18 protein-coding genes are annotated in these 22314 nt (G+C 66.2%); 17 read left to right on the top strand and 1 reads right to left on the bottom strand.

Features of this window, described 5'->3' with window-relative positions; genetic code table 11:
• From E8F11_RS05305 to E8F11_RS05245, 13 genes are all read left to right on the top strand, one after another.
• The coding region (locus E8F11_RS05305) for a cbb3-type cytochrome c oxidase subunit I (RefSeq protein ID WP_280287748.1) at positions 1–478 on the top strand (478 nt) is incomplete at its 5' end.
• Positions 478–1089, top strand: coding sequence for a cytochrome-c oxidase, cbb3-type subunit II (gene ccoO, locus E8F11_RS05300; protein WP_280287747.1), 612 nt, complete (start codon positions 478–480; stop codon positions 1087–1089). The genes E8F11_RS05305 and ccoO, both read left to right, overlap by 1 nt.
• A gap of 6 nt (positions 1090–1095) precedes the next feature.
• Positions 1096–1284, top strand: a complete 189-nt coding sequence (locus tag E8F11_RS05295; RefSeq protein ID WP_280287746.1) for a cbb3-type cytochrome c oxidase subunit 3 — start codon at positions 1096–1098, stop codon at positions 1282–1284.
• On the top strand, positions 1281–2255 hold the full coding sequence (gene ccoP, locus E8F11_RS05290) for a cytochrome-c oxidase, cbb3-type subunit III (protein ID WP_280287745.1): 975 nt from the start codon (positions 1281–1283) through the stop codon (positions 2253–2255). Before E8F11_RS05295 ends, ccoP begins: the two co-directional genes overlap by 4 nt.
• A gap of 135 nt (positions 2256–2390) precedes the next feature.
• The gene (gene ccoG, locus E8F11_RS05285) at positions 2391–3806 is read left to right on the top strand and encodes a cytochrome c oxidase accessory protein CcoG (protein ID WP_280287744.1); all 1416 of its coding nucleotides are present in this window, start codon (positions 2391–2393) and stop codon (positions 3804–3806) included.
• Between the two features lie 14 nt (positions 3807–3820).
• Positions 3821–4321, top strand: coding sequence for a FixH family protein (locus tag E8F11_RS05280; RefSeq protein ID WP_280287743.1), 501 nt, complete (start codon positions 3821–3823; stop codon positions 4319–4321).
• A 9-nt stretch (positions 4322–4330) separates the two neighbouring features.
• On the top strand, positions 4331–6730 hold the full coding sequence (locus E8F11_RS05275) for a heavy metal translocating P-type ATPase (RefSeq protein WP_280287742.1): 2400 nt from the start codon (positions 4331–4333) through the stop codon (positions 6728–6730).
• Positions 6731–6757: 27 nt separating this feature from the next.
• Positions 6758–6979 (top strand): cbb3-type cytochrome oxidase assembly protein CcoS, encoded by a 222-nt coding sequence (gene ccoS, locus E8F11_RS05270; protein ID WP_280287741.1) that lies wholly within the window; start codon positions 6758–6760, stop codon positions 6977–6979.
• On the top strand, positions 6972–7697 hold the full coding sequence (locus tag E8F11_RS05265; RefSeq protein ID WP_280287740.1) for a sulfite exporter TauE/SafE family protein: 726 nt from the start codon (positions 6972–6974) through the stop codon (positions 7695–7697). Before ccoS ends, E8F11_RS05265 begins: the two co-directional genes overlap by 8 nt.
• Before the next feature lie 81 nt (positions 7698–7778).
• Positions 7779–9161, top strand: a complete 1383-nt coding sequence (gene hemN / locus E8F11_RS05260) for an oxygen-independent coproporphyrinogen III oxidase (protein ID WP_280287739.1) — start codon at positions 7779–7781, stop codon at positions 9159–9161.
• A 263-nt stretch (positions 9162–9424) separates the two neighbouring features.
• Positions 9425–10159, top strand: a complete 735-nt coding sequence (gene fnr / locus E8F11_RS05255) for a fumarate/nitrate reduction transcriptional regulator Fnr (RefSeq protein ID WP_280287738.1) — start codon at positions 9425–9427, stop codon at positions 10157–10159.
• 65 nt (positions 10160–10224) lie between these two features.
• A complete protein-coding gene (locus tag E8F11_RS05250) occupies positions 10225–10773 on the top strand; it encodes an adenine phosphoribosyltransferase (protein WP_280287737.1) in 549 nt (182 codons plus the stop codon).
• Between the two features lie 246 nt (positions 10774–11019).
• Positions 11020–11850 carry a metal-dependent hydrolase gene (locus tag E8F11_RS05245; RefSeq protein ID WP_280287736.1) on the top strand — a complete coding sequence of 277 codons (831 nt, stop codon included), beginning with the start codon at positions 11020–11022 and terminating at the stop codon, positions 11848–11850.
• Between the two features lie 270 nt (positions 11851–12120).
• On the opposite strand, the gene E8F11_RS05240 is transcribed toward E8F11_RS05245, so the two are convergent.
• Entirely contained in the window at positions 12121–12828 is a 708-nt protein-coding gene (locus E8F11_RS05240) for a hypothetical protein (RefSeq protein WP_280287735.1), read from the bottom strand.
• 166 nt (positions 12829–12994) lie between these two features.
• Between E8F11_RS05240 and E8F11_RS05235 the strand changes: the two genes are divergently transcribed.
• The 4 genes from E8F11_RS05235 to E8F11_RS05220 are packed head-to-tail and all read left to right on the top strand — an operon-like array spanning position 12995 to position 21900.
• A complete protein-coding gene (locus E8F11_RS05235) occupies positions 12995–14269 on the top strand; it encodes an ATP-binding protein (RefSeq protein WP_280287734.1) in 1275 nt (424 codons plus the stop codon).
• A complete protein-coding gene (locus E8F11_RS05230) occupies positions 14266–15609 on the top strand; it encodes an HD domain-containing phosphohydrolase (protein ID WP_280287733.1) in 1344 nt (447 codons plus the stop codon). Before E8F11_RS05235 ends, E8F11_RS05230 begins: the two co-directional genes overlap by 4 nt.
• Entirely contained in the window at positions 15609–16145 is a 537-nt protein-coding gene (locus tag E8F11_RS05225) for a response regulator (protein ID WP_280287732.1), read from the top strand. Before E8F11_RS05230 ends, E8F11_RS05225 begins: the two co-directional genes overlap by 1 nt.
• Positions 16146–16191: 46 nt before the next feature.
• Positions 16192–21900, top strand: coding sequence for an EAL domain-containing protein (locus E8F11_RS05220; RefSeq protein ID WP_280287731.1), 5709 nt, complete (start codon positions 16192–16194; stop codon positions 21898–21900).
• The last annotated feature ends 414 nt before the right edge of the window (positions 21901–22314 follow it).

Below are 22314 nucleotides of genomic sequence, written 5' to 3'. Positions count from 1 at the left end.
CACCTTCGAAGGCCCGATGATGGCCATCAAGACCGTCAACGCCCTGTCCCACTACACCGACTGGACCATCGGCCACGTACACGCCGGGGCGCTGGGCTGGGTGGCCATGGTCTCCATCGGCTCGCTCTACCATCTGATTCCCAAGGTGTTCGGCCGCGAGCAGATGCACAGCCTTGGCCTGATCAACGCGCACTTCTGGCTGGCCACCATCGGCACCGTGCTCTACATCGCCTCGATGTGGGTCAACGGCATCACCCAGGGCCTGATGTGGCGCGCGGTGAACGAGGACGGCACCCTGACCTACTCCTTCGTCGAAGCGCTGGAAGCCAGCCACCCGGGCTTCCTGGTGCGCATGATCGGCGGTGCCTTCTTCGTGACCGGCATGCTGCTGATGGCTTACAACACCTATCGCACCGTACGTGCTGCCAAGCCGGCTGAATACGACGCCGCTGCGCAGATCCCGCAAGGAGCTCACTAATGAAGCAACACGAATTAGTCGAGAAGAACATCGGCCTGCTGGCCCTGTTCATGGTGATCGCCGTGAGCATCGGTGGCCTGGTGCAGATCGTGCCGCTGTTCTTCCAGGACGTGACTAACACGCCGGTGGAAGGCATGAAGCCGCGCACCGCACTGGAACTCGAAGGCCGTGACATCTACATCCGCGAAGGCTGCGTTGGCTGCCACTCGCAGATGGTCCGTCCGTTCCGCGCCGAGACCGAGCGCTACGGCCACTACTCCGTGGCTGGCGAAAGCGTCTGGGATCACCCCTTCCTGTGGGGCTCCAAGCGTACCGGTCCGGACCTGGCCCGCGTCGGCGGCCGCTACTCCGACGACTGGCACCGCGCGCACCTCTACAACCCGCGCAACGTAGTGCCGGAATCGAAGATGCCGTCCTACCCCTGGCTGGTTGAGAACAAGCTCGACGGCAAGCACACCGCCGACAAGATGGAAGCTCTGCGCAAGCTGGGCGTGCCCTACACCGACGACGACATCGCCGGCGCCAAGGCAGCAGTCAAAGGCAAGACCGAGATGGACGCCGTCGTGGCGTACCTGCAAGGTCTGGGCACCGCTATCAAGAACAAACGGTAACGCAAGATGGATATCGGGACTCTCCGCGGCATAGGCACCTTCATTGTCTTCGTCGCCTTTATCGGCGTCGTGCTCTGGGCCTACAGCAGCAAGCGCAAAAGCAGCTTCGACGAAGCGGCCAACCTGCCCTTCGCGGATGAGCCGCCCAAATCCTCCGAGCGCGACGAGCAAGCTTCTAGGAGTGAGAAAGAATGACTTCGTTCTGGAGTTGGTATGTAACCCTGCTCACCAGCGCCACGCTGGTAGCGCTGACCTGGCTGATCTTCGCCACCCGTCGTGGCCAGCGTCAGGAAAGCACCGAAGAAACCGTCGGCCACGCCTTCGACGGCATCGAGGAATATGACAACCCGCTGCCCAAGTGGTGGTTCATGCTGTTCGTCGGCACCCTGATCTTCGCCGTCGGCTACCTGGTCATGTACCCGGGCATGGGCAACTGGAAAGGCATCTTCCCCGGCTACGGCCAAGTCACCGAAGGCAAGCCCTTCGCCAACGGCGAGAGCGGCTGGACCGGCGTGCACCAGTGGGAAAAGGAAATGGACCGCGCCGATAAGGAATACGGTCCGATCTTCGCCAAGTACGCCGCCATGCCCATCGAGGAAGTGGCCCAGGACCCGAAAGCCCTGAAAATGGGCGGCCGCATGTTCGCGTCCTACTGCTCCGTCTGCCACGGCTCCGACGCCAAGGGCGCCTACGGCTTCCCGAACCTGACCGACCACGACTGGCGCTGGGGTGGCGAAGCCGCCACCATCAAGACCACCATCATGGGTGGCCGCCACGGCGTGATGCCGGCCTGGGGCGAAGTCATCGGCGACCAGGGTGTGCGCGACGTCGCCGCCTTCCTGCGCGTAACCCTGCACGGTCGCGAGCTGCCGAAGGACGTGAAGGCCGATCCGGAAGCCGGTAAAGCCATTTTCGCCGCCAACTGCGTGGCCTGCCACGGTCCGGAAGGCAAGGGCACCCCGGCCATGGGCGCGCCGAATCTGACCCACCCCGCCGCCTTCATCTACGGCAGCAGCTACGCCCAGCTGCAACAGACCATCCGCTACGGTCGCCAAGGCACCATGCCGGCCCAGGAGCAAATCCTCGGCCACGACAAGGTGCACCTGCTGGCTGCGTACGTTTACAGCCTGTCGCAGAAGCCTGCTGCGGAAACCGCAAGCAAGTAATACCCTCGCCTGCCATGCGCGACGCACTGTCGCACATGGCAGGCCGCTATCAGGCGTACCATATGTAGCGGATAGAAAGACTCGAACCGGCAACGCACTGGTCAGAGCGCCGACAACCGCCGTGGTATGAGAACGATGAGCGAACAGATTCCCGTCAAGAACGTCACCCCTCCCCCGGCCAAGGGCGGTGAAACCACCGACCTCTACGCCAGCCGCGAAAAGATCTACACCCGAGCCTTCACCGGCCTGTTCCGCAACCTGCGGATGACCGGCGGCGCCTTCCTCTTCCTGCTTTACTTCGGCACCGTCTGGCTCAGCTGGAACGAGCGCCAGGCCGTCTGGTGGAACCTGCCCGAGCGCAAGTTCTATATCTTCGGCGCCACCTTCTGGCCCCAGGACTTCGTCCTCCTTTCCTGGCTGCTGATCATCTGCGCCTTCGGCCTGTTCTTCATCACCGTATTCGCCGGGCGCGTCTGGTGCGGCTACACCTGCCCGCAGAGCGTCTGGACCTGGATCTTCATGTGGTGCGAGAAAGTCACCGAGGGTGACCGCAACCAGCGCATGAAGCTCGACAAGGCCCCCATGAGCGGCCAGAAAATCCTGCGCAAGTCCGCCAAGCATGGCCTCTGGCTGCTGATCGGCTTCGCCACCGGCATGACCTTCGTCGGCTACTTCACCCCGGTTCGCGAACTGGTCTTCGAATTCTTCACCGGCGCAGCCAGTGGCTGGGCCTATTTCTGGGTGGGTTTCTTCACCCTCGCCACCTATGGCAACGCCGGCTGGCTGCGCGAACAGGTGTGCATCTACATGTGCCCCTACGCGCGCTTCCAGAGCGTGATGTTCGACAAGGACACCCTGATCGTCTCCTACGATCCGCGCCGCGGTGAAACCCGTGGCCCGCGCAAGAAAACCATCGACTACAAGTCCCAGGGACTCGGCGACTGCATCGACTGCACCATGTGCGTCCAGGTCTGCCCCACCGGCATCGACATCCGCGACGGCCTGCAGGTCGAATGCATCGGCTGCGCCGCCTGTATCGACGCCTGCGACAGCATCATGGAGAAGATGAACTACCCCAAAGGGCTGATCAGCTACACCACCGAACACAACCTCAACGGCCAGAAGACCCAGCTGCTGCGCCCGCGCCTGATCGGTTACGCTATCGCCCTGATCGCCATGATCGGCCTCTTCGCCTACGCCGTGGCGATCCGCTCCCTGGTGGAACTGGACGTGATCAAGGACCGCGTGCTGTTCCGCGAGAACGAGCAGGGCCGGATCGAGAACGTCTACACCCTGAAGATCATGAACAAGTCCCAGGTCGACCAGACCTTCGTCATCGAAGCCGAGGGCCTCGACGGCCTGGTCTACGAAGGCAAGCGCGAAGTCCTTGCCGACGCCGGCGAAGTACTCTCGGTGCCGGTGGAGCTGTCCATCGACCCCGACCAGCTGCCGTCCAGCACCAACAAGATCCTCTTCCGCGTCCGCAGCGCGGACGATCCCAGCATCAAGACCGACGCCGACAGCCGCTTCATCGGCCCCAGCGTCCGCTAGACAACGGAAATCCCATGCAGTCCGAAACGCCCGTCAGCCCCTGGTACAAGCAGTTCTGGCCCTGGTTCATCCTCGGCATCCTCGGCACTTCGGTGGTGCTCGGCACCACCATGCTGGTGATCGCCACCCGGAACCCGCCGAGCTTGGTGTCCGACAACTATTACGAAGTCGGCAAGGGCATCAACACCTCGCTCGAGCGTGAGAACCTCGCCAGGAAGCTCGGCATGCAGGCCAGCCTGAACCTGGACGAAGCCAGCGGCCAGGTCGAGCTGGAACTGACCGGCGATAGCCGTCCGCAGCAGCTGGTACTCAGCCTGCTCTCCCCCACCCAGCCGGAGAAGGATCGCCGCGTGGTGCTCCAGCCCCAGGCCGATGGCCATTACCGTGGCCAGTTGCAGGACCCGGTCAGCGGCCGCCGCTTCGTCGAGTTGATCGGCCAGGAGCAGGGCCAGGACTGGCGCCTGTTCGAGGAAGAGACTCTGGCCAAGGGTGGCGTGATCCGCCTCGGCGACTGACCTCTCCGCATGAGCGCTCCACGTTCCTGCTATCACTGCGGCCTGCCGGTACCAAGCGGCAGCCGCTTCGAGGCCCGTGTGCTGGGAGAGACGCGGGCCATGTGCTGTCCGGGCTGCCAGGCCGTGGCCGAGGCCATAGTCGCCGGTGGCCTGGAGAGCTACTACCGCCACCGCAGCGACACCGCCGCCAACCCCGATGCCCTGCCCCGCGAATTGCCGGACGAGCTGGCCCTCTATGATCGCGCCGAAGTCCAGCAGCCCTTCGTCGAGCACCGGGGCGAACTGAGCGAGACCTGCCTGCTGATCGAAGGCATCAGCTGCGCCGCCTGCGGCTGGCTGATCGAGAAACACCTGCGTACCCTGCCGGCGGTGGCCGAAGCCAGCCTCAACCTGTCCAACCATCGCCTGCAGGTGCGCTGGGCCGACAGCCAGCTGCCGCTCAGCCACCTGCTCAAGGAGCTGCGCAAGATCGGCTACGCCGGCCACCCCTACAAGGCCGACGAAGCCGCCGAACGCCTGGCCGCCGAGAACCGCCGCGCCATGCGCCAGCTGGGTGTCGCCGGCCTGCTGTGGATGCAGGTGATGATGGCGGCCATGGCCACCTGGCCGGAGTTCAACATCGACCTGTCGCCGGAGCTGGACACCATCCTGCGCTGGGTCAGCCTGTTCCTCACCACGCCCATCGTCTTCTACTGCTGCGGCCAGTTCTTCCGTGGCGCCCTGCGCGACCTGCGCACCCGCCACCTGACCATGGACGTCTCGGTCTCCCTGGCCATAGGCGGCGCCTATGTGGCCGGCATCTGGTCCACGGTCACCGGGGTCGGCGAGCTGTATTTCGACGCGGTGGGCATGTTCGCCCTCTTCCTCCTCGCCGGGCGCTATCTGGAACGCCGCGCCCGGGAGCGCACCGCCGCGGCCACGGCGCAGCTGGTCAACCTGCTTCCCGCCTCCTGCCTGCGCCTGGATGCCGATGGCCATGGCGAGCGCATCCTGCTCAGCGAACTGCGGGTGGGCGACCAGGTCCTGGTGCCGCCCGGTGCCCTGCTGCCGGCCGATGGCCGCATCCTCAGCGGCCAGTCCAGCGTCGACGAGTCCCTGCTCACCGGCGAATACCTGCCGCACCCACGTGGCGAAGGCGATGCCGTCACCGCCGGCACCCTGAACGTCGAAGGGCCGCTGACCGTCGAAGTCCAGGCCCTGGGCGACGACACCCGGCTTTCCGCCATAGTCCGCCTGCTGGAGCGCGCCCAGGCTGACAAGCCGCGCCTGGCCGAGCTGGCCGACAAGGTGGCCCAGTGGTTCCTGCTGATCGTGCTCGCCGCCGCCGCCATCGTTGGCCTCGTCTGGTGGCAGATCGACGCCGACCGCGCCTTCTGGGTGGTGCTCTCGCTGCTGGTGGCCACCTGCCCCTGCGCGCTGGCACTGGCCACCCCTACCGCCCTGACCACCGCCACCGGCAGCCTGCACAAACTCGGCCTGCTGCTGACCCGCGGCCATGTGCTGGAAGGCCTGAACCAGATCGACACGGTGATCTTCGACAAGACCGGCACCCTCACCGAAGGCCGCCTGACCCTGAGCGCCATCCACCCCCTGGGCGCACTCGACCGCGACGTCTGCCTGGCCCTGGCCGCCGCCCTGGAGAACCGTTCCGAGCACCCGATCGCCCGCGCCTTCGGCCGCGCCCCCCAGGCCGCCGAGCAGGTGGACAGCATTCCCGGCCGCGGCCTCGAAGGCCGGGTCGGCTCACGCCGCCTGCGCATCGGCCAGCCTGGCTTCGTCGCCGAGCTCAGCGGCCAGCCGGCGCCGGCCATTCCCGGCGACCAGGGCCAGTGGCTGCTGCTGGGTGATGAGCAAGGTCCGCTGGCCTGGTTCGTCCTCGACGACCGCCTGCGGGAAGATGCCCCCGCCCTGCTCGATGCCTGCCGCGAGCGCGGCTGGAAGCTCCTGCTGCTCTCTGGCGACAGCTCGCCCATGGTTGCCGGCATCGCCCGCGAGCTGGGCATCGAAGACGCCCGTGGCGGCCTCACCCCGGACGCCAAGCTGGAGGTGCTGCGCCAGCTCCACCAACAGGGCCACAAGGTGCTGATGCTGGGTGACGGGGTCAACGACGTGCCGGTGCTGGCCGGTGCCGATATCAGCGTCGCCATGGGCAGCGCCACTGACCTGGCCAAGACCAGCGCCGACGCGGTGCTGCTGTCCAACCGACTGGACAGCCTGGTCCAGGCCTTCGCCCTGGCCCGCCGGACCCGCCGCATCATCGTCGAGAACCTGGCCTGGGCGACCCTGTACAATGGCCTGGTGCTGCCCTTCGCCGCCCTCGGCTGGATCACACCGCTCTGGGCGGCGTTCGGCATGTCGGTCAGTTCGCTGCTGGTGGTGGTCAACGCCCTGCGCCTGGCCCGCACCTGACCCACGCATTTCTTATCGGAGCCCCTGATGCCAGCGCTATACATACTGATCCCGGTCGCCATCGGCCTGGTCGGTTTCGCCATCTGGCTGTTCTTCTGGGCAGTGGACAGCGGCCAGTACGACGACCTCGACGGCCCGGCCCACAGCATCCTCTTCGACGACGAGGACCCCAAGCACCAGGCCGGCATCGCCGAAGCCGAGGGCAGCGACAAGGACAAACAGGACGAGCAGGACAAGCCCCGTGGCTGAACTCGCTCCACTGCTGCTCTCCGCCCTGATCCTCGGCCTGCTCGGCGGCGGCCACTGCCTGGGCATGTGCGGCGGCCTGATGGGCGCCCTGACCCTGGCGATTCCCCCCGAACAGCGCGCCCGCCGCCTGCGCCTGCTGCTGGCCTACAACCTCGGCCGCATCCTCAGCTATGCCCTGGCCGGCCTGCTCATCGGCCTCGCCGGCTGGGCCATCGCCAGCAGCCCGGCGGCCATGGCCCTGCGCGTCGTGGCAGCGCTGCTGCTGATCTGCATGGGGCTCTACCTGGCCGGCTGGTGGAGCGGTCTGACCCGCATCGAAGCCCTCGGCCGGGGCCTCTGGCGCCATATCCAGCCGGTGGCGCGCAAGCTGCTGCCGGTTTCCAGCCTGCCCCGCGCCCTGCTCCTCGGCGGGCTCTGGGGCTGGCTGCCTTGCGGCCTGGTCTACAGCACCCTGCTCTGGTCCGCGAGCCAGGGCTCGGCCGGCGACAGCGCGCTGCTGATGCTGGCCTTCGGCATAGGCACTCTGCCGGTGCTGGTCGCCACGGGCCTGGCTGCCGAACGCCTGACCGCCCTGCTGCGCAAGCGCGGCGTGCGCATCGCCGGCGGCCTGTTGGTGATTCTGTTCGGCCTCTGGACCCTGCCCGGCCCACACCAGGCCTGGCTGATGGGGCATGGCGGCCATAGCGCCGCCAGCAGCGAGCACCAGCACAGCCACTGAACAGCTTGATACAAATCAAGATGGCCCTGGCGGGCGCCCCATAGACTCCCCGGCACTGACAGCCGAACCGGGGACTCCCGCATGCTCGACAACATTCGCTGGGACGCGGACCTGATCCGCCGCTACGACACCCCAGGCCCGCGCTATACCTCCTACCCCACCGCGGTGCAGTTCGATCACCGGGTGGGCTCCTTCGACCTGCTCCATGCCCTGCGCGACAGCCGCAAGGCCAGGCGTCCGCTGTCGCTTTACGTCCATGTGCCCTTCTGCGCGAACATCTGCTACTACTGCGCCTGCAACAAGGTCATCACCAAGGACCGAGGCCGCGCCCTGCCCTACCTGGAACACCTGGAACGGGAAATCGAGCTGATCGCCTGTCACGTCGACCCGCAGCAGAAGGTCGAACAATTGCATTTCGGCGGCGGCACCCCGACCTTCCTCAGCCATGACGAACTGCGGCAGCTCATGGGCCACCTGCGCAAGCACTTCAATCTGCTGGATGACGATTCGGGCGATTACGGCATCGAGATCGACCCGCGCGAGGCCGACTGGTCGACCATGGGCCTGCTCCGCGACCTGGGCTTCAATCGCGTCAGCCTTGGCGTACAGGACCTGGACCCGGCCGTGCAGCGCGCGGTCAACCGTCTGCAGAGTCTGGAAGAGACCCGCGCCATAGTCGAAGCCGCACGCACCCTGCAGTACCGGTCGCTGAACCTCGACCTGATCTACGGCCTGCCCAAGCAGACCCCGGAGAGCTTCGCCCGCACCGTGGACGAGGTGATCGCGCTGCAACCGGACCGGCTTTCGGTGTTCAACTACGCCCACCTGCCGGAACGCTTCCTGCCGCAGCGGCGCATTCGCAGTGAAGACCTGCCCAGCCCCGGGCAGAAACTGGACATGCTCCAGCGCAGCATCGAGCAGCTGAGCGCCGCCGGCTATCGCTACATCGGCATGGACCACTTCGCCCTGCCCGACGACGAACTGGCCATCGCCCAGGAGGACGGCCGCCTGCAACGCAACTTCCAGGGCTACACCACCCACGGGCATTGCGACCTGATCGGCCTGGGGGTCTCCGCCATCAGCCAGATCGGCGAACTCTACTGCCAGAACAGCATCCAGCTGAACGACTACCAGAGCGCCCTGGAGCAGGGGCTGCTGGCCACCAGCCGCGGACTGGTCTGCGACGCGGACGACCGCATCCGGCGAGCGGTGATCCAACAGCTGATCTGCGAGTTCGAGCTGGACTTCGCCAGCATCGAGGCGCGTTTCAACCTGGAATTTCGCGGCTATTTCGCCGACATCTGGCCGCAACTGCAGCAAATGCACAGAGACCGGCTGATCGATCTCAGCGCCAACCGCATCGACGTGCTGCCCGCCGGCCGCCTGTTGGTTCGCTCCCTGTGCATGCTCTTCGACCACTACCTGGCCGGGCAGAACCAGCAGCGCTTCTCCCGGGTAATCTGAGGCCGGCCCGGGCGGAACCGCAGCGGATACCCGGTCGGCGCCCGCCGGTCCGTGCGACCTGACGCCGCACCATCCCGGCGACAGGCACGGCGGGGCGTTGATGTCCGGGCGCAAGGCAGAGCTGCCCCGGGCTGCAATCCGTACGACCAAGGGCGGTCAGCGGCCAATCCTGATCGAAGGGTCAGTTAGGCTTTTTCTGGCCGTTGTCTACACCCTGCGTTAACCTTACGGGCATTGTGTGTTTAGCTCGCAAGGAAGAGCCCATGTCCGAGATCATCAAGGTGCGCAATGTCCCCCAGGCCCACTGCAAGGATTGCAGCCTGGCCGCACTCTGCCTGCCCCTGTCGCTGAATATGGAGGACATGGACGCGCTGGACGAGATCGTCAAGCGCGGCCGTCCCCTGAAGAAGGGTGAACTCCTGTTCCGCCAGGGCGATGCCTTCGGCTCGGTTTTTGCGGTGCGCTCCGGCGCCCTCAAGACCTTCACCGTCACCGACGCCGGTGAAGAGCAGATCACCGGTTTCCACCTGCCCAGCGAGCTGGTCGGCCTCTCCGGCATGGACACCGAGCTCTACCCGGTGACCGCCCAGGCCCTGGAAACAACCTCAGTGTGCGAAATCCCCTTCGAGCGCCTGGACGAGCTCTCGGTCCAGCTGCCACAGCTGCGTCGCCAGCTGATGCGGGTCATGAGCCGGGAAATCCGCGACGACCAGCAGATGATGCTGCTGCTCTCCAAGAAGACCGCCGACGAACGCATCGCCACCTTCCTGGTCAACCTCTCGGCGCGCTTCCGCGCTCGCGGCTTCTCGGCCAACCAGTTCCGCCTGGCCATGTCGCGCAACGAGATCGGCAACTACCTGGGCCTGGCGGTGGAAACCGTGTCCCGGGTCTTCACCCGTTTCCAGCAGAGCCAACTGATCGCCGCCGAAGGCAAGGAAGTGCACATCCTCGACCCCATCGAACTCTGCGCCATGGCCGGCGGCAGCATCGAAAGCTGATCCCCCGGGGCCTGCCTTGCTGGCGGGCCCGCCTGTCCCACCCTGACATTCTTCAGGCATCGACAATGATCTTCGACGAATTCTCCATCAAATCCCTGATCCGCCCCGTGCCGGACTTCCCCAAACCCGGCGTGGTGTTCCGCGACATCACTCCCCTGTTCCAGTCACCACGGGCCATGCGCATGGTGGCCGACAGCTTCATCCAGCGTTATGTCGAAGCCGACTTCAGCCACATCGGCGCCATGGACGCCCGCGGCTTCCTGGTCGGCTCGATCATCGCCTACGAACTCAACAAGCCCCTGGTGCTGTTCCGCAAGCAGGGCAAGCTGCCGGCCGAGGTACTCGCCGAGCCCTACCAGACCGAGTACGGCGAAGCCTTCCTCGAAGTGCACAGCGACAGCCTGTGCGACGGCGACAAGGTGCTGATCTTCGATGACCTGATCGCCACCGGCGGTACCCTGCTGGCCGCCGCCCGCCTGGTACGGCGCCTGGGCGCCAGCGTCTTCGAGGCTGCCGCCATCATCGACCTGCCGGAACTGGGCGGCTCCGAGCGCCTGGCAGAAGCCGGCATCTCCAGCTTCTGCCTGACCGCCTTCGCCCTCGACGAGCGCTGATCCCCACGCGGGTCCGCGCCAGCGGGCCCGCCCCAACCGAAGCACGGCCACTCCGCCCGGGTTACATCCCCACCGCCCGGCGTTACCCCTCGCCCCAACCCACCCCTCGATCTCCCTCCAAAAGTTGGCGCCCAGGCCCTCGCGCCTGCCTGCACGATCCTCAATAGTTACATCGACTGATGGCACGGTTGCCCGTGTCGCCGACAACAACAATGGATGGCTCCCCGAGCCTGAGAGGATTCCCGCATGTCAGCCAGCGCCACCCTGCCCAAGGCCAACTTCCCCGTTCGCCGCATGGACTTCAGCTTCGCGTCGACCCAGAAGTACTGGTGGAGCGGCGACCCCTTCATGACCCACTTCATGAACAACCTCTCCTCGCTCTTCCCCTATGGCGAAAAGTTCTTCGTCGACAGCGTGCGCGCCGTGCGCGACCAGGTCAGCGACCCGCAGCTGCAGAAGGACATCAGCGCCTTCATCGGCCAGGAAGCCATGCACTCCAAGGAACACGCCACCTACAACGACTACGCCGCCGAGCACGGCATCGACCTGGAGCGCCTGGAACTGCGCATCAAGGTGTTGCTGGAATGGGTGACCCGCTTCACCAGCCGCAAGCAGCGCCTGGCCGCCACCTGCGCACTGGAGCACTTCACCGCGACCATGGCCGAGCAGCTGCTGCGCCGCGAGGACATCAATACCCAGATGGACGACCCGAAGATGTACAAGCTGTGGATGTGGCACGCCATCGAGGAGAACGAGCACAAGGCGGTCTGCTATGACGCCTACAAGGCCGTCGGCGGCGGCTACCTGGTCCGTACCCTGACCATGGTCCTGACCACCTTCCTGTTCTTCGGCGTGATCATCGGCTTCCAGGTCCACCTGATGCGCAAGGACGGCCAGCTGTTCAACTGGCGCAGCTGGGCGCACGGCCTCAAGACCCTGCTCGGCCCGCGCAACGGCTACTTCCCGAAGATGATCAAGCCCTACCTGGACTACTACCGCCCAGGCTTCCACCCCTTCGACCACGAGACCAAGGCGCTGGAGAAGCGCTGGAAGGAACGGTTGGGGTTCAGCGGCTGACGGGCAGTTGTTTTTCCTGTGGGGGCGAATTCATTCGCGAATGAACATCCACGTTCGTAGAACGTGGACTTGATATTGCTCCCTAGAAGGGGGCGGCACCAAACTTCGCGCTTGCCGTATGACCTCTGCGCCTGGCTCACCGCTGCATTTGTAGGAGCGAGCTTGCTCGCGAACAGTCCGAGCACGACCTTCCGCGAGCAAGCTCGCTCCTACAGAAACTCCGACTTCATCCTGCTAATCGGAGTATTTCGATCATCACAGGCAAACGCTTCACCCCTCCTCGAAGTATTCCGCGAAGAACCCATCCAGCTCTCCCTCGTAGCTGTCCAGCGAGTACAGGGTATCGGCCGCCAGCAGGTCCAGCAGGATCAGCCCGTTCAGGCTGGAGTCCTCCTCGGCGGCGGCGCGCAGGCGCGCGGCCATGCCCAGGTTGACCAGGCGCAGGTTGCGGTACAGTTCGCGCAGGCCGTCCATCTCCCAGTCCGGCTCCAGGCCGCGCTCCTGGCGCAGGTGCTGCCCCAGCAGGTAGGTACCGAGGGAGCGGTAGAGGGTCTCGGCCGAGGTGCTGAAGGGCCAGTGGAACCAGGCCATGGCCCGCAGCATCCGGGTATGGGGGCAACCGCTGGTGGCCCCAAGCAGCCCCAGCAAGGACCCCAAGGCTCGCTGCAAGGTGGTCTGCTGGCGAATTTCCCGGCCCCGCCAGAACACGTTCACCAAGACCTGTTCGTAGGACGGCGAGCGCGCCAGCACTGCCACCGGCCGCGCCAGCGCGCGGGCAAAGGGGCAGTCCCGCACGTCGGCTGCCTTCAACGGGCAGTGTTCGCATTGCTGGAACTCCAGCCGCGCCCACTCCGGCCCGTTCTCCGTGCCCGTCGCCGGCACCGGCTCCGCAACGTCCACCTCATGGACCCAGAGGCGGCCATCAGGGAAGCGGAATTCGTAGCGGACCGGCATTTCCGCCCTTTGTTCGTGCCCCATGGTCTACCCTGACCTCCTGTGAAAGGGAATTTTCGACAGCGACCCAGGCGGCTTTCGACAATATTCGGACGCCTGAAATCTGACATACACTTCCTACAACAGAGTAGGACAAACAGCGACATTCAACCCTGCCACTCCTCCCATAGCGAAAAAAGCGGGCGAAATCATGGATAGAAGCCCTTTGGACCTTGCCGGGGCCCTGGTGGAAGACATCGAGGTGGGCGTCATCATCCTCGACCGGGATCTGCGCATCCTTCACTGGAACGCCTTCATCAGCCAACGCAGCGGCAAGCCCCTGGAGCCGGCGCTGCGGCAACCCCTCACCAGCGTGTTCCCGGAAGCGGACACGCCGCGGCTCGGCCAGATGCTGGCCAAGGCCCGCGACCAGGGCCTGCACGCCTACACCCACTGGCGCGAAGACCCTTACCTGATCCAACTACCCTGCAGCCCCGAAGGCCGGGTGGCGCCGCTGCGCCTTCAGAGCACCCTGCTGTTCCCCTTCGACTGCCATGGCGAGCGCTGCTTCGGCCTGCTGCTCTACGACACCACGGATTTCGCCCGCTCCAATGAGCAACTGACGGCGGCCCTGAATGCCCTGGGCAGCAAGCAGCTGGAACAGGAACAGCTGATCCACAAGCTGGAGAAAGCCAACGCCCAGTTGGTGCAATCGGAAAAGCTCGCCGCCATCGGCCAGCTGGCCGCGGGCGTGGCCCACGAGATCAACAATCCCATCGGCTACGTCTTCTCCAACCTCAAGACGCTCACCGGCTACGTCAACGACCTGCTGCGCATCGTCGATGCGGTGGAGGGCGTCGGCAGCCTGGAGGAGCTGCAGCAGCTCAAGCGCAGCCTGGAGTACGACTACATTCGCAACGATGTCGAGGCGCTGATCCACGAATCCGAGGACGGCATCGAACGGGTCAAGAAGATCATCACGGCCCTCAAGGACTTCTCCCATATCGAGGAAGAGGCGTTCCGCGCCGTTGACCTGCACAAGGGCTTCGACAGCACCCTGAACCTCGTCAACAACGAGCTCAAGTACAAGGCCGAGGTGGTGCGCGAGTACGGCGAGCTGCCCCAGGTGGAGTGCATTCCCTCGCAAATCAACCAGGTGGTGATGAACCTGTTGATCAATGCCGCCCACGCCATCGAGGGCTTCGGCCGCATCACCCTGCGCAGCGGCCATGACGGCGGCTGGGTCTGGCTGGAAGTGGAGGACAACGGCAAGGGCATAGACCCGGCCATTCTCCACCGCATCTACGAACCCTTCTTCACCACCAAGCCCGTGGGCAAGGGCACCGGCCTCGGCCTGGCGCTCTCCTACAACATCGTGCAGAAACACAACGGGCGCATCGAAGTCTCCAGCCATCCGGGTCAGGGCACCCGTTTCCGCGTCTGGCTGCCCGAGCGCCAGCCCATGCCCGGCGAGGTATCGACGTGAACGTAGCCGCCAGCCGCCCCACCCTGCTGCTGGTGGATGACGAGGAACACGTCATCAGCGCCCTGCGCCGGGTCCTGCGCAGCGAACCCTACGAACTGCTGAACGCGTCCAGTGGCGCCGACGCCCTGGCGCTGCTGGCCGAGCGCGAAGTCGACCTGGTGGTTTCCGACGCACGCATGCCCGGCATGGACGGCCCCTCCCTGCTGGCCGAGGTCCAGCAACGCCGGCCCGGCACCCTGCGCATCCTGCTGACCGGCGCCACCGACCTGGACACCAGCATCCGTGCCATCAACCAGGGACAGATCTACCGCTACCTGAGCAAGCCCTGGAACGACGACGAACTGCGTTCCACCCTGCGCCAGGCCCTTGCCCACCAGCATGCCGAACGCGAGCACCAGCGCCTGGAACGCCTGACCCTGGAGCAGAACCGGCGCCTGCAGGAGCTCAATGCCAGCCTGGAAGAACGGGTTCGCGCCCGCACCGCCGAGCTGCAGCAGACGGCCGACATGCTCGACCTGGCCTACGGCGACTTGCGGCACAGCTACGTGACCGCCACCGAGGTCTTCTCCGCCCTGCTCAACCAGCGGCTGCCGCGGGACAGGCAGGGCAACGCCCAGGTCATCGCCCTGGTGCGCGCCTACGCCGCCGAACACCGGCTGCCGGAAACCGACAGCCGCGACCTGGCCATGGCCGCGGCCCTCTACAACCTCGGCAAGCTGACCTGGGACGACCACCTGCTGAACCGCCCCAGCGACCTGCTGCACCGCGAGGAGCGCGAGCGCTACTGCTGCTACCCGGCCCAGGGCGAAAGCCTGCTGATGGCCCTGGAACCGCTGCACGACGCCGGCCGGTTGATCCGCCACCATCAGGAGCGCTGGAACGGCACCGGCTTTCCCGACCAGTTGCGCGGTGAAGAGATCCCCTTCGGCGCGCGCCTGCTCAAGCTCGCGGTGGACTTCGTCGAGCTGCAGTGCGGCCTGGTGCTGCAGCGTCCCCTGCCACGCGCGGACGCCCTGCAGTTCCTCGCGCGCTATGCCGGACGCCTCTACGACCCCGCGCTCTGCGCGGCCTTCATCGACCTCTGCACCCGGCAGGAACCGGACCTGCAGGAGGCCGCCCCCGGCGTCATGGCGGTCGACACCCGCCGCCTGGAGCCGGGCATGATCCTGGTGCGCAACCTCCAGGCCGACAGCGGCATGCTGCTGCTCAATGCCGGCAAGCAGCTCAGCCGTACCCTGATCGACAAACTGATCGCCTTCGAGGCCAGCGAAGGCGCGCGCTACACACTCCATGTCCGCCAGCCCGAGGCTGCCGCGGGCCCGGCCAAGGAGCAGTCCTGATGATCAAGATCCAACTGGTGGACGACGAGCCCAACATCCTCGCGGCCCTGCAGCGCCAACTGCGCCCCCGGGGCTGGACCCTGCACGCATTCCACGACCCGCAGGAGGCGCTGGAGGCGCTGATCGAGCATCGCTACGCGGCGATCATCTGCGACCTCAACATGCCCCAGCTGGATGGCCTGACCTACCTGCAGTTCGCCCGCCAGCGCCAGCCCGACGCGCTGCGCCTGCTGCTCAGCGCCCACGGCGACCGCGCCACCCTGATGCAGGCGATCAACCGCGCCGAAATTTATCGTTTCCTCTCCAAACCCTGGGAGAACTACGAGATCGAAAGCGCCCTGGAGGCCGCCATCGACCTCTACCAGCTGCGCGAGGAAAACCAGCGCCTGCTGCAGCAGGTGCGTGGCCAGCAGGATGCCCTCGAACGCCAGCGCCGCGAGTTGCTTCGCCTGGAGAGCGAGCACCCCGGTCTGACCCGGGTACGCCGCGACAGCGAAGGCGCCGTGCTGCTGGAGGGCTACGACCTGGACGAATGACCCCGCTCACCCGGAACCGCCCCAGCCAACGGAACGGCGCGACACCATGGCCCAGCACAACCGTACGCTCATCTTCCAGGCCTACCTGCACTGCCTGGCATTCGCCCTGATCACGCTGGGCTGCATCAGCCTGGCCGCCTTCTTCGCCCTGGCCAGCCCGGTCCGCGAGGACCTGGCACTGCTGCCCGACAGCGCCCTGCTCAGCCTCCTCGCCGGCGCCGCACTGCTGAGCGCCACCCGCGGCCTGCACAGGTTCTCGCGGCTCGCCGGCCTGGCGTTGTTCGCCCTCGCCGGCTACAGCCTCGCGCACAATGTGCTGGCCGGCGGCGGCAACCAGGGCGTTTCGCTGGTCAGTGGCTACTGGCGGGTGCGCAGCGAGCTGGCGATTGTCGCCTGCCTGTTCGGCCTGGCCATGGTCCTGGCGGTGATCCACCAGGGCGGCCGCTGGCTCGGCCAGCTCTGCGGTATCACCCTGATCGGCCTGGCGCTGGTCTCCCAGCTCGCCGTGCTGGGCGCGGGCTACGGCTTGCCGCGTTTCGCTTTCCGCCCGGAATCTGAGCACATCGCCAATCTTCTGATCGCCCTGCTCGGCGCCGCGGTGCTGATGCTCTGCACCCTGCCGGACGACCACAGGCGCCTGCTCGACCGCCGCACCATGGCCACCGGCGTGCTCGGCGCGCTGCTGACCTGCCTCGGCTGGCTCCTCCTCAGCCTGCACGAGGTCGCCAGCCTCAACGCCCACAGCCACCAGCTGCTGTTGCGCGCCCAGACCTCCATCGAGAACACCCTGACCGTGCGCCTGCAGTTGATCCAGCGCATGGCCGAGCGCTGGCAGAGCCTCAACGGCATGCCGCCGGCCGCGCTCTGGGAGCAGGAAGCCGGCAGCTACCTGCGCGACTTCCCCAACATCAACCTGGTCGCGGTACTCGATGCCGGGCTCCAGCCGCTCCAGCAGCAGGGGCGCAACCGGCAGGCCCACGACTGGCTCACGCGCTTTCTCGCCCAGCCCGAGTTGCGCACCTGGCTGGAGCAGGTTCGTCAGGGCAAGGGCGCGCAGATGAGCGCGGCGCAGAGTTTCACCTCCGAAGACGACAGCACGCTGGTGGCAGCCCCCCTGAATGTCCCTGGGCAGCCCATCGCGCTGGTGGTGGCCATCCTCGATATCGACGCCACCCTGAAGCGCCAATTGGGCAGAGATCTCGACGGCTTCGTCCTGGAAGTCTTCGAAGGTCCCAAACGCGTCTTCGAATCGGGCGCGGGCCACCAGGAACACAGCCTGTTCCAGGTGGGCGAGCAGAGCGCCGATCTCGGCCCCGAGGGGCGCTGGCGCATGCGTACCTATCGGGCCCTGCCGCGCAGCGACTCCGGCGCGGTCTACGTGCCGCCACTGTTCATGCTGTTCGGCCTGGGCTTCACCCTGCTGCTGATGGTCAGCCAGAGCTTTTCCCGCCTGGCCGTCGAACGCAGCCAGCGCCTGCGCGAGAGCAACCTGGAACTGGAACTGAGTCTGCAGCACCAGGCCCGGCTGCAACTGCAGAACCAGCGGATCATGGATCACTCCATGGACGTGCTCTGCTCCATCGATGAGGCCGAGCGCTTCACCCAGGTCAGCCCCTCCTGCCATGCCGTACTGGGCTACCGGCCGGAGGAGCTGATCGGCCGCCGCTATACCGATTTCGTCGTGGCCGAGGACCGCGAGCGCACCCGCGCCGAGGTCCAGGCGCTGATCCGCGGCGAATCCTGGGACGCCGTGCGCAACCGTTGCCAGCGCAAGGACGGCAGCCAGGTCCACCTGCTCTGGTCGGCCAGCTGGTCGGACACTGAACGCACCCTCTTCGCCGTCGCCCACGACATCACCAGCCTGGTCCGCCACGAGGCCTATGCCGAGGACCAGCGCGACATCCTCAGCATGATCTCCACCGACCAGCCCCTGCCGGACATCCTCAAGGCCATCTGCCTGATGAGCGAGACCCTGGAACCTTCGGCACTCTGTTCCGTGCTGCTGGTGGACGGCAAGCGCAAGCGTCTGCAGCTGGGCGCCGCGCCAAGCCTGCCGGACGCCTACCAGAAGGCCCTCAACGGCCACGCCATCGGCCCCCTGGCGGGCGCCTGCGGCACCGCCGTGTTCCGCCGGCAGATGGTGGTGAGCCAGGACATCAGCGAAGACCCGCTCTGGCGCGAGCACCGCGACCTGGCGCTGCGTCACGATCTGCGCGCCTGCTGGGCGATCCCGCTGATCTCGCACCACGGCGACGTGCTCGGCACCTTCGCCGTGCACCTGCGCCAGCCTTGCGCGCCGGACGACGAGGCGCTGCAACTCATCGGCACCGCCGGGCAACTGGCCGCCATCGCCATCGAGCGCCAGCATGACCGCCTGCGCCTGCAGGAAAGCGAGCAGCGCTACCGCTCGCTCTTCACCTTCAACCCCGACCCGGTGTTTTCCTTCGACCGCGAAGGGCGCTACCTCAGCCTCAACCAGGCCGCCAGCGAACTGATCGACTTCAGCCCGGCCGAGCTCATCGGCCGGCCCTTCACCAACCTGGTGCTGGAGGAAGACATCGAGCGCGTGCGCCGGCACTTCCGCGACGTGCTGGACGGCAAGGCGCAGCGCTATGAGGTGCATTGCCGCACCCGCGCCGACGACCTGCTGGAACTGGACGTCATCAACCTGCCGATCGTGGTCGAAGGGCGCATCGTCGGGGTGTTCGGCATCGCCAAGGAGATAGGCGAGCGCAACCGCATGACCCGTGCCCTGCAGGAGACCCTGGCCCAGTCCGAGCGCCAGGCCCAGCTGCTGCGCGGTCTCAGCGAAACGGCCCTGCACATTGGCGGCATCCTCGATGCCCGCGCCCTGCTGGGTTTCATGTGCGAGCAGCTGCGCCTGCTGGTGGGCGCCCACCAGGCGATGCTGAGCCTGGCCGACGGCCAGGGGCTGGACGCCATTTCCCTTTCCGAGCGGTACCTGGACTGGTCGGCCCCGCGCCTGTCGGCCGAAGGCCTGGCCCTCTACGCTCGCGCCTGCGCCGACAATCAGCCGATCCTGCTGAGCCGCGCCGAGCTGGAAGCCGCCGGGGACCAGGCCAGCGGCCAGCTGCCGTTGTTGGGCTGGCTGGCGGCACCACTGATCGACCACGGCGGGCACAACCTCGGCCTGATCCAGCTCTCCGACAAGTTCGAAGGCGATTTCGACCAGGACGACCTGGCGATCGCCCAGCAATTCGCGCAGATGGCCGTGGCCGCCCTGGAGAACATCCGCTTGGTGCAGCAGGTGCTCTCCGGCGAGCAGCGCCTGCAGGAACAACTGGACTTCACCTCGGCCATCACCGATAGCGTCGGCGAAGGCCTGCTGGCGGTGGACCGCCAGGGCCGGCTGAACTTCGTCAACCCGGCGGGCGCCGAACTGCTCGGGCAGAGCGCCGAAATCCTGCTCGGCCAGGCGCTGGCCGACCACCTGCCGCTGGATCTCTACGGCGCCCCGGCCACCGTCATCCGCCACGGCGAAGTCAGCCTGGGCGGCGAGCGCCATATCGCCTTCGACTGCGCGCCGCTGCTGCACGCCCAGACCCTTGGCGGCTGGGTCATCGCCTTCCGCGACATCAGCCGCGCCAAGGAATCCGAACGGCAGTTGCGCATCCTCCAGCGCAGCATCGAGGCCAGCTACAACGGCGCGCTGATCTGTGACGCCACGGCCCCCGACCTGCCGATCATCTACGTCAACCCGGCCTTCGAGCGCATCACCGGCTACACCGCAGGCGAGGCCCTGGGGCGCAACTGCCGCTTCCTCCAGGGCGGCGACCGGGAACAGCCGGGCATCGCCGAAATCCGTCATGCGATTTCGGAGAAGCGCGAAGTGCATGTGGTGCTGCGTAACTTCCGCAAGGACGGCTCGCCATTCTGGAACGACCTCTACATCGCCCCGGTCCCCGACGAGAACGGCGAGATCACCCACTTCATCGGCGTGCAGAACGATATCTCCGAGCAGAAGCGCGTGGAGTCCGAACTGGCCTACAACGCCAGCCACGACGTGCTCACCGGGCTGCCCAACCGCTCGCTGCTGGAGGACCGACTGCGCCAGGGCTGTCAGATCAGCCAGCGCTACCAGCGCAAGCTGGCGGTGATGTTCATCGACCTCGACGGCTTCAAGCCGATCAACGACTCCATGGGCCACGGCATCGGCGACCAGATATTGGTGGAAGTGGCACGGCGCCTGAGCCAGCAGGTACGCCCCGGCGATACGGTGGCGCGCCTGGGGGGCGACGAGTTCATCCTGATCCTGCCTGACCTCGCCCGTGAGGAGGACGTGCTGCAGGTGGCCGAGCGGGTCATCGACTGCATCGCCCGGCCCTACCCCATCTCCGGCAGCAAACTGCACATCACCGCCAGCCTGGGCATCGCCCTGAGCGAAAAGGGCATGCAGCAGCCCATGCAACTGATCCAGCAGGCCGACCTGGCCATGTACAAGGCCAAGCAGCAGGGGCGCAACTGCTACCAGTGGTACACCACGGACCTGGAGCAGAAGGTCAGCGAGCGGGTAACCCTGCGCAACGAGTTGCAGAAGGCCATAGAGAGCAATGCCTTCATGCTCTACTACCAGCCGCAGATCGACGGCCGCAACGGCCGGGTCACCGGTTACGAGGCCCTGCTGCGCTGGCATCACCCGTTGCTCGGCTTCATCTCCCCGTCGCAGTTCGTGCCGGTGGCCGAGGACACCGGGCAGATCATCCCCTTGAGCGAATGGGTGCTGGCCACCGCCTGCCGCGACTGCCGGGAACTGCTCGACCGCGGCATGACCAGCACAGTGGTGGCGGTGAACATTTCGGCGGTGCATTTCCAGCGCAACATTTTCGTCGACAGCGTGCGCCGCATCCTCGAAGAGACCCGGTTGCCGGCCGAACTGCTGGAGCTGGAAATCACCGAGACCGTGCTGCTGGACAATGCCGAGCGCGCCATCGCCACCCTGCAGGCGCTCAAGACCCTGGGCGTGCGCCTGTCCATCGACGATTTCGGCACCGGCTTCTCCAGCCTCAACTATCTGAAGCGCCTGCCCATCGACAAGGTGAAGATCGACCGCGCCTTCGTCCAGGAGATCATCAGCGACCGCCATGACGCGGCGATCACCCAGGGCATCATCTCCATGGCCCACCACCTGCGCCTGCGGGTAATCGCCGAAGGGGTGGAGAGCGAATCCCAGTTCGCCTTCCTGAAGAAGAGCCACTGCGACGAATTCCAGGGCTACTACTTCGCCCGCCCCATGCCCTTCGACCAGCTGGAGCAATTCCTCCACGAGCACCACAAGAGCCCGGCCGCCTACCTGGAGACCCGCGCCGGCACCAGCAGCGCGCAGACCCTGCTCCTGCTGGACGACGAGGAAAACATCCTCCGCGCGCTGACCCGCGTGCTGCGCCGCGACGGCTACCAGATCTTCACCGCCACCCGCGCCCAGGACGCCTTCGCCCACCTGGCCAAGCACGACATCCAGGTCATCCTCTCGGACCAGCGCATGCCGGAGATGAACGGCACCGAGTTCCTCAGCCGGGTCAAGGACCTCTACCCCAACACCATCCGCATCGTGCTCTCGGGCTACACCGACCTGAAATCGGTCACCGACGCCATCAACCAGGGCGCCATCTACAAGTTCCTCACCAAACCCTGGGACGACGACCAGCTCCGCGCCGTGATCACCCAGGCCTTCCTCCACCACAGCATGGCCAAGGCCAAGGAGGAGAGCGTGAAGGTAGAACAGGGCGCGGAATGACGCTGGGCTCGCCGTAGGATGGGTGGAGCGGAGCGATACCCATCAATTTCGCGTGATGGGTATCGCAGGCTCGCGGAGCGCCGCCCGACCCATCCTACGAATGAATTGGCTATGTTTGCGTTAGCTGTTGCGATACCGAATAGGAGCGTCTATTACGGGCCTTTCAGGCCTCCGCGCTTGCTGATGCATCCCTCATCCGAACGCGGCCCGCCCCGGCCCCCGCCCTGCGCCCCGGCCTGATCGCTTCGCGCTCAGTCGCTCATCGGCACCGGAAGCGTTGCTTCCGACAGCGTGCCTCTTCGCCCCGCAAGCGGGCGAGGGGTGACTCGCGCCTGACAAGGCGCGGCAATTCTGATGCCTGCTCATTGCCTGAACCTGTGCAGAAGAGGTGGGGCAGCGACTCTGCCCCGTCAG

The organism is Pseudomonas sp. BN417 (genome assembly GCF_029871205.1).
Taxonomy (GTDB): Bacteria; Pseudomonadota; Gammaproteobacteria; order Pseudomonadales; family Pseudomonadaceae; genus Metapseudomonas.
This window is presented reverse-complemented; position numbering and strand designations above follow the sequence as displayed.

What these genes read in the sequence shown, in the direction of transcription:
- ccoO (WP_280287747.1), top strand. Translation starts at nt 478, where the DNA reads ATGAAGCAACACGAATTAGTCGAGAAGAACATCGGCCTGCTGGCCCTG.
- E8F11_RS05295 (WP_280287746.1), top strand. Translation starts at nt 1,096, where the DNA reads ATGGATATCGGGACTCTCCGCGGCATAGGCACCTTCATTGTCTTCGTC.
- ccoP (WP_280287745.1), top strand. Translation starts at nt 1,281, where the DNA reads ATGACTTCGTTCTGGAGTTGGTATGTAACCCTGCTCACCAGCGCCACG.
- ccoG (WP_280287744.1), top strand. Translation starts at nt 2,391, where the DNA reads ATGAGCGAACAGATTCCCGTCAAGAACGTCACCCCTCCCCCGGCCAAG.
- E8F11_RS05280 (WP_280287743.1), top strand. Translation starts at nt 3,821, where the DNA reads ATGCAGTCCGAAACGCCCGTCAGCCCCTGGTACAAGCAGTTCTGGCCC.
- E8F11_RS05275 (WP_280287742.1), top strand. Translation starts at nt 4,331, where the DNA reads ATGAGCGCTCCACGTTCCTGCTATCACTGCGGCCTGCCGGTACCAAGC.
- ccoS (WP_280287741.1), top strand. Translation starts at nt 6,758, where the DNA reads ATGCCAGCGCTATACATACTGATCCCGGTCGCCATCGGCCTGGTCGGT.
- hemN (WP_280287739.1), top strand. Translation starts at nt 7,779, where the DNA reads ATGCTCGACAACATTCGCTGGGACGCGGACCTGATCCGCCGCTACGAC.
- fnr (WP_280287738.1), top strand. Translation starts at nt 9,425, where the DNA reads ATGTCCGAGATCATCAAGGTGCGCAATGTCCCCCAGGCCCACTGCAAG.
- E8F11_RS05250 (WP_280287737.1), top strand. Translation starts at nt 10,225, where the DNA reads ATGATCTTCGACGAATTCTCCATCAAATCCCTGATCCGCCCCGTGCCG.
- E8F11_RS05245 (WP_280287736.1), top strand. Translation starts at nt 11,020, where the DNA reads ATGTCAGCCAGCGCCACCCTGCCCAAGGCCAACTTCCCCGTTCGCCGC.
- E8F11_RS05240 (WP_280287735.1), bottom strand. Translation starts at nt 12,828, where the DNA reads ATGGGGCACGAACAAAGGGCGGAAATGCCGGTCCGCTACGAATTCCGC.
- E8F11_RS05235 (WP_280287734.1), top strand. Translation starts at nt 12,995, where the DNA reads ATGGATAGAAGCCCTTTGGACCTTGCCGGGGCCCTGGTGGAAGACATC.
- E8F11_RS05225 (WP_280287732.1), top strand. Translation starts at nt 15,609, where the DNA reads ATGATCAAGATCCAACTGGTGGACGACGAGCCCAACATCCTCGCGGCC.
- E8F11_RS05220 (WP_280287731.1), top strand. Translation starts at nt 16,192, where the DNA reads ATGGCCCAGCACAACCGTACGCTCATCTTCCAGGCCTACCTGCACTGC.